The sequence below is a fragment of the Gemmatimonas sp. genome (assembly GCF_044345575.1).
Classification (GTDB): Bacteria; Gemmatimonadota; Gemmatimonadetes; order Gemmatimonadales; family Gemmatimonadaceae; genus Gemmatimonas.
The window spans coordinates 1-6525 of record NZ_JBIJAW010000185.1 but is presented as its reverse complement, the minus strand read 5'-3'; the positions used below and the strand labels follow the sequence as shown (position 1 = coordinate 6525).

Annotated in this window: 5 protein-coding genes; 3 read left to right on the top strand and 2 right to left on the bottom strand. The window is 66.6% G+C overall.

Annotated features, from left to right (window positions below):
* Positions 1-1300: amidohydrolase family protein (locus ACIQ6O_RS11115; protein ID WP_396207859.1), on the top strand; the 1300-nt coding region annotated here is incomplete at its 5' end.
* Between the two features lie 40 nt (positions 1301-1340).
* Here the strand turns inward: ACIQ6O_RS11115 and ACIQ6O_RS11110 are convergent.
* Positions 1341-2579: an FAD-binding oxidoreductase gene (locus ACIQ6O_RS11110; RefSeq protein ID WP_396207858.1), complete on the bottom strand. Its 1239-nt coding sequence runs from the start codon at positions 2577-2579 to the stop codon at positions 1341-1343.
* Positions 2580-2654: 75 nt separating this feature from the next.
* A complete protein-coding gene (locus ACIQ6O_RS11105; protein ID WP_396207857.1) occupies positions 2655-4430 on the bottom strand; it encodes an amidohydrolase in 1776 nt (591 codons plus the stop codon).
* Between the two features lie 142 nt (positions 4431-4572).
* Between ACIQ6O_RS11105 and ACIQ6O_RS11100 the strand changes: the two genes are divergently transcribed.
* Complete coding sequence (locus tag ACIQ6O_RS11100; protein ID WP_396207856.1) at positions 4573-6156, top strand: 4-coumarate--CoA ligase family protein; 1584 nt, start codon at positions 4573-4575, stop codon at positions 6154-6156.
* A 92-nt stretch (positions 6157-6248) separates the two neighbouring features.
* On the top strand, positions 6249-6525 hold a 277-nt coding region (locus ACIQ6O_RS11095), incomplete at its 3' end, for a Gfo/Idh/MocA family oxidoreductase (RefSeq protein ID WP_396207855.1).

Below are 6525 nucleotides of genomic sequence, written 5' to 3'. Positions count from 1 at the left end.
CACGAACGTGCGCGTCATCGACGGGACGGGCGCCGCACCGCGCGAGAATCAGACGCTGGTCGTGCGTGACGGACGCATCGCGGCCATGGGACCGGCAGCGCGCACGGCGATCCCGGCCGGAGCACAGACTCTCGACCTGACGGGCAAAACCATCATGCCCGGGCTGGTGATGGTGCACGAGCACCTCTACTACCCGGTGGGCTCCGGAACCTACGCCAATCTCACCGAGAGTTTTTCGCGGCTCTATCTCGCCGGCGGCGTAACCAGCATGCGCACCGGCGGCAACATGAACGGCTTCGCCGAGCTGCTCGTGGCCAAGGCGATTCAGCGCGGTGACAAGCCTGGCCCGTACATCGATGCCACCGCGCCGTATCTCGAAGGCCCCGGCATGGGCTTCAATCAGGTGGTGCCGCTGCGTGATACCACCGACGCGAAGAAGCTGGTGGCGTACTGGGCCGATCAGGGGGCCACGAGCTTCAAGGCGTACATGAACATCTCGCGCGACGAGCTGCGGGTCGCCGCGCGTGAAGCGCATGCGCGTGGCTTCAAGATCACGGGACATCTCTGCTCGGTGACCTATCGCGAGGCCGCCGATGCGGGGATCGATGATCTCGAGCACGGCTTCTTCTCCATGAACGATTTCGTGCCCAACAAGGCGCCGGACAAGTGCATGGCGCGCGGTGGCGCGGCGACGCAGTCCATGGCGAACCTCGATCCCAATAGCGCCGAAGTGCAGTCCCTATTCCGCCATCTGATCGACAAGAAGGTGGCGGTGACGAGCACGCTCACCATCTTCGAAACGTTCACGCCGGGCCGCCCGCTGCCGCAGGGGCTCGACGTACTGCTGCCACAATTGCGCGACGAGTACGAACGCCGGCACGCCGCCACGCAGCGCAATGCGCAGTCGCCGTATCTGCGGGCTTTTCCGCAGGGGATGGCGTTCGAACGTGCCTTCGTGAAGGCGGGCGGGACGCTGATCGCGGGCACCGACCCCACCGGCGGTGGCGGCCTGGTGCCCGGGTTCAGTAATCAGCGCGCCGTGGAGTTGCTGGTAGAAGCCGGTTTCACCCCGCTCGAAGCCATTCGCATTACCACGCTCAACGGGGCGCAGTACATGGGCCGCGGCGCGCTCACCGGCTCACTCGAGGTGGGCAAGCTCGCCGATCTCGTGGTGCTGCGTGGCAATCCCGCCGCCAACATCACCGAAGTACGCGGCGTGGAGTGGGTGTTCCGTCAGGGTGTGGGCTACGACCCCAAGGCGCTCATCGAAAGCGTGCGCGGGAAAGCCGGACTCTGGTGAGGCGAACGGCGCCGCGTATCCCGATGCGCGCCGCACCGCCTCACCGCGCCAGCCGCACCATGTGATCGAAGTCCGTGTCGGTCGGCTCGCCCAGCGCTCGCTTGGCGATATACTGGCCGATCACCGGACCATGCTTGAAGCCGTGCCCCGACCCGCCGCCGGCGAGCAGCACATTGGCCATCTCGGGGTGCCGGTCGATGATGAAGTGCTCGTCGGCGGTGTTCTCCAACTGGCACACGCGCGACTCGGTGATCGGCTGGTTTGCCAGCGAGGGGAAGCGCTGCGCCAGGTATGCCCGGGCGCGGCGCACTTCGGTGGCGCTGATGATGCGCTCGTCCACGTCGGGGTCGAAGCTCGTGGTGCCGCTCGTGGGGCACACCTTGAAGCCACGTCCGTCGATGCTTGCGAAGCCGTAATAGCGCTCTTCGGAGTAGTTCGGAAAGTTGGGAAACGCGAGGCGCAGATCGCCCGCCGGCAATCCGAAGTACAGCACATCGCGCCCCGGCACCTGAATGCGGGAGCCAACCAGACCGGGGAACAGCTTGGGGAGCCACGGCCCGCAGGCGAACACGAAGGCGTCGGCGGCGAGGCGGGAGCCATCATCTACCCGCAGGTCCACCATCCGTCCGCCCTCCACGGTACCCGGCTGAACGCGGGCGACACGCAGCGTGCCACCAGCGCGCACGAACGCCTGTGAGACGGCTAGCATCGCCTGCTTCGCACGAATCACCATGGCACCGGGCTCGAGCAGCCCCACGCCCATGCCGTCCGGATTCATCTGCGGATAGCGCTTCCGCAGGTCGCCATCGGTCATCGTTTCGAAGGGCACGCCAAGGGTGTTGAGCGTGGCCTGCGTGGCCTTGAGCGATGGCGTCCACGCAGGAGCGAGCTGCAATCGCCCCGTGGGATTGAGCAGCGATACGCCGAACTGCTGCTCGCGCTCACGCCAGGCCGTCATCGCGCGCAGCGCCGATCGTGCATACAACAGACGGTCACCGTATCCGCACCGGATCTGTCGCGTCTCGTCGCCCGAGGTGGCGCGCGAGTTGCCCGGCCCATAGGCGTCGACGAGCGTGACGTCGTGCCCCATCTCGCGCAGATGCAGGGCAGTCCAACCGCCGAAGGCACCCGCACCGATCACGACCACGGAGGAACGTGATGTCGTGTGGACCGCCGCGCCCTGCACGGACGGCGCCGGCACACGCAGCAGATTCACCCGGTCGAGGGCGGCGAGGCCGATCGGGGCACTCGCGGCATGGAGGAAGGTGCGACGATGCATGAGCAGGGAGCTACAGATGGGGAGTGATACTGGCCGGAACAACGTAACGCCTGGGTGCGATCCGCACCTGTCCGATCACCGCTGATACGTGATGCGTCCGCGCGAGATCGTCATCACCACCTGACCGCGGAGCAGCGTACGCGGGTCGTCGCGGAACGGATCGACCGAGAGCACCGTGATGTCGGCCCGCCGGCCCACGGCCAACGTACCCGCGTCACGCTCGTCGAATCCGGCATACGCACTCCACACGGTGTAGCCGCGCACGGCTTCTTCCGGCGTCATGCGTTGCTCGGGATACCAGCCGCCCGGCGGTGCCCCGCTGGTGTCCTGTCGGGTGATGGCCGAGTGCAGCCCGTAGAACGCGTTCCAATCCGAACCCGGTAAGTCAGACGAAAAGACGAGCGGCGCTCCCGCCTGGCGCAGCGTGCGCCACGCGTAGGCCCCCGCGATCCGCTCGGCGCCCACGCGGGTCTCAGCCCACCCCTTGTCCTCCACGGCGTGCGGCGGCTGGACCGACGCGACCACGCCGAGCGACGCGAATCGCGCAATATCGGACGGCGACAGCACCTGTGCGTGCTCCACGCGATGGCGAAGATCGCGCGCCTTCGGAGCGGCGCGCATCACCGAGTCGATGAAGTCGAGCGTGGCCCGGTTGCCGGCATCGCCGATGGCATGAATGCCCACCTGAAAACCGGCGCTCATCGCGTCACCCACGACGGCCTTGTCGAAGCCGTAGCTGCCACCGCTCACTCCACGATGTCCGGGGCGATCAGCGTAGTCCGCCAGCAACTGCGCGCCCCGCGAGCCAAGGGCACCGTCGTAATAGGCTTTCACGGCGCGTACGCTGAGCATGCCGGTGCGCGAGGTGAACGGCCCGCGAGCAATCCACCGGCGGACCAACGCGGAGTCGCGCCCGCTCAGCATGGCGTGCACGCGGAGCGGCAGCGAGTCGCGTTCGGCCAGTCGTTCGAAACTCTCCATCACATCGTGCGCAACGCCGGCTTCGTGGACGCCCGTGTATCCCGACTGCGCCATCACGTTGAGTGCACGCAGCACCTGGGCATCGCGCTGTGTCGGGGTGGGACGCGGTACCGCGTTGTCGAGCAACGGCACGGCGCGGTTGAGCACCAGCCCGGTGGGCTCGCCATTCGAATCCTTGCGGATTTCGCCGCCGTTGGGCACGGGCGTGTCGCGCGTGATGCCGGCCAGCGCAAGCGCGCGGGTGTTCGCCCACGAGGCAAATCCGTGCAGGCTGCGCAGCACGACCGGATGATCCGGCACGCGCTCCGACAGCAGGCGCTTGTCGGGATAGCGGTTGGCCCACGCACCCTCGTCCCAGCCGTAGCCAAGGATCCACTCCCCCTTGGGCGTGGTGGCCGCGCGCTCAACGATGCGTTCGACCGCCTCGGCCTCGGTAGCGATCCCCGTGAGGTTCACGCGATCGAGCGACTCGCCAAGCTCGGCCACGTGCGTGTGCGCATCGACGAGGCCGGGAAGCACGACGCGACCATCGAGGTCGCTGACGGTCGTGCCGGGGCCGGCGAGCGCGAGCGCGCCGGAGTCGCTACCAACGAAGACGATGCGCCCGTCACGCACGACGATCGCAGTGGCATCGTGATGCCAGCCGTTCGCGCTGTCGTACGGTGCCTCCGACGCCGGTCGACCGTCTGCTGACGGGTTGGGCCACGCGAGGGAATACACGCGCCCGTTATGGAGGATCAGATCGGCGCGGTGATCGGTCGCATCGGGACGCGCGCACGCGCTCGCGAGGCTGAGCAGGGCGGGGACGAGCGCCGCGAGGGGGCGTGCGCGGCGGGCGGTTCCGGGACGGATAAGGGAAAACGAGATCATATGCCTAACGTACGGCCTCGACGGCAATCATGGGCGCTCGTCGACGCCGCCCGTGTCTGGCCCGTGGCAGTGCGGGACAGTATGGTATCGGCGTCGTCATCCCGCCTGCACACCCCGCCCGTACACCCCGCCGGAGTGGCCAATGAGTCAGCCTCGCATCATCCCGAGTCCGTACCCGGACACGTCGATCCCCAGCAGCACCCTCGTGCCGTTCGTCCTTGAGCGCGCCAGCCAGTACCCGGACAAGGTCGCCATTGTCTGTGCGGCAACGGGGCGCTCGCTCACCTACGCCGAGCTCGATCTGGCCATCCGTCGCGTCGCTGCGGGCTTGCACGCGAAGGGGATCCGCAAGGGTGATGTCGTGGGGCTCGTGAGTCCGAATCTCCCGGATTTCGCCGTGGTGTTCTATGCCATCACGCTGCTTGGCGCGATTTGCAGCACGGTGAATCCCATCGCGACCGCCGAGGAAATCGGCGCGCAGTTCGCCGACAGTGAAGCCGTGATGCTCTTCACCATCCCTGACTTGTTCGAGAAGTGTTCAGCGGCCGCCCGGCTGGCGAGCACGGTGCGGGAGATCGTGGTGTTCGGTAGTGTCGACGGCGCGACACCGTATGCGAGTCTGTTCGCGCACGGTGATGTGCCGCCGTCGGTGGAGATCGACCCGGCAACCGATGTGTGCGCCCTGCCGTACTCGAGCGGCACCTCGGGAGTCCCGAAGGGGGTGATGCTCACCCATCGCAATCTCGTGGCGAATCTGCGGCAGTGCGAGACGGCCCACATGGACATCCGATCGGATGACGTGATGCTCGGGGTGCTGCCCTTCTTCCACATCTACGGCATGGTGGTGGTGATGGGCGGAGCCCTGCGCATGGGCGCTACCATCGTGAGCATACCGCGTTTCGATCTCGAGCACTTCCTCGGCACGATTCAGAAGCACCGCGTGACCTACATGAATTTGGTCCCCCCGATCATTCTCGCGCTGGCGAAGCATCCCGTCGTGGCGAATTACGATTTGAGCAGTGTGCGCATCATCGGTAGTGGCGCGGCCCCCTTGAGTGCCGACCTCGCCGACGCCTGCGCGTCGCGGTTGGGATGTCTTGTCCGGCAGGGGTACGGCCTCACCGAAACCAGCCCGGTCTCGCACTTCCATCCCTTCACCGGGGACCGTGTCGACGCCGGTTCGGTCGGCCCGGGCGTTCCCAACACGGAGTGCCGCCTCGTGGATGCGGACACCGGCGCCGACGTGGCACCGGGCGAGCGAGGCGAGATGTGGATTCGGGGACCGCAGGTCATGAAGGGCTACTTCAACAAGCCCGAAGCCACGGCCGCGTGCCTGACCGACGACGGCTGGTTCAAGACCGGTGACGTGGCGATCGAGACCGATGGCTGGTTTCAGATCGTCGACCGGGTCAAAGAGCTCATCAAGTACAAGGGGCTGCAGGTGGCGCCGGCCGAACTGGAGGCAGTCCTGCTCTCCAACCCGCTCATTGCCGATGCGGCGGTCATTCCCGTGCCTGATGCCGACGCCGGGGAAATCCCCAAAGCCTACGTCGTGAAGCGCGGCGAGATCGACGCCGAACAGGTGATGGCGTTCGTGGCCGAGCGGGTGTCGCCGTACAAGAAGGTGCGGCAGGTGGAGTTCGTGGACGCCATTCCCAAGAGCCCGTCCGGGAAGATCCTGCGTCGTCTGCTCCGCGACCGCGAGCGGGCCCAGCAGCAGGGGTAAGCCGCGCCGTCTATACGGGCGGCAGTGCAGGGTGATAACTTCGTCCGGATTCGCTGGTTTTCAGTAACACCCACTCCCCGACTTCTCGACGCATGCCTGGTAATCGTCTCGGTATCGGTTTCATCGGTTCGGGTTTCAATGCCCGTTTCCACATGCAGGGTTTCCGCTACGTCCGCGATGCGGACGTGTTGGGTGTGTGGAGCCCGAACGCGAAGAACGCGGCTGCGGCTGCCAGGTACGCACGTGATCTCGACGTGGGTGAGGCGAAGGCGTACAAGACGATCGGTGACATGGTCGCCGATCCGAACATCGATGCGATCTGGCTGAACGGCCCGAACCATGCCCGCATCGAGAACGTCGAGGAGATCG

What these genes read in the sequence shown, in the direction of transcription:
- ACIQ6O_RS11110 (WP_396207858.1), bottom strand. Translation starts at nt 2,579, where the DNA reads ATGCATCGTCGCACCTTCCTCCATGCCGCGAGTGCCCCGATCGGCCTC.
- ACIQ6O_RS11105 (WP_396207857.1), bottom strand. Translation starts at nt 4,430, where the DNA reads ATGATCTCGTTTTCCCTTATCCGTCCCGGAACCGCCCGCCGCGCACGC.
- ACIQ6O_RS11100 (WP_396207856.1), top strand. Translation starts at nt 4,573, where the DNA reads ATGAGTCAGCCTCGCATCATCCCGAGTCCGTACCCGGACACGTCGATC.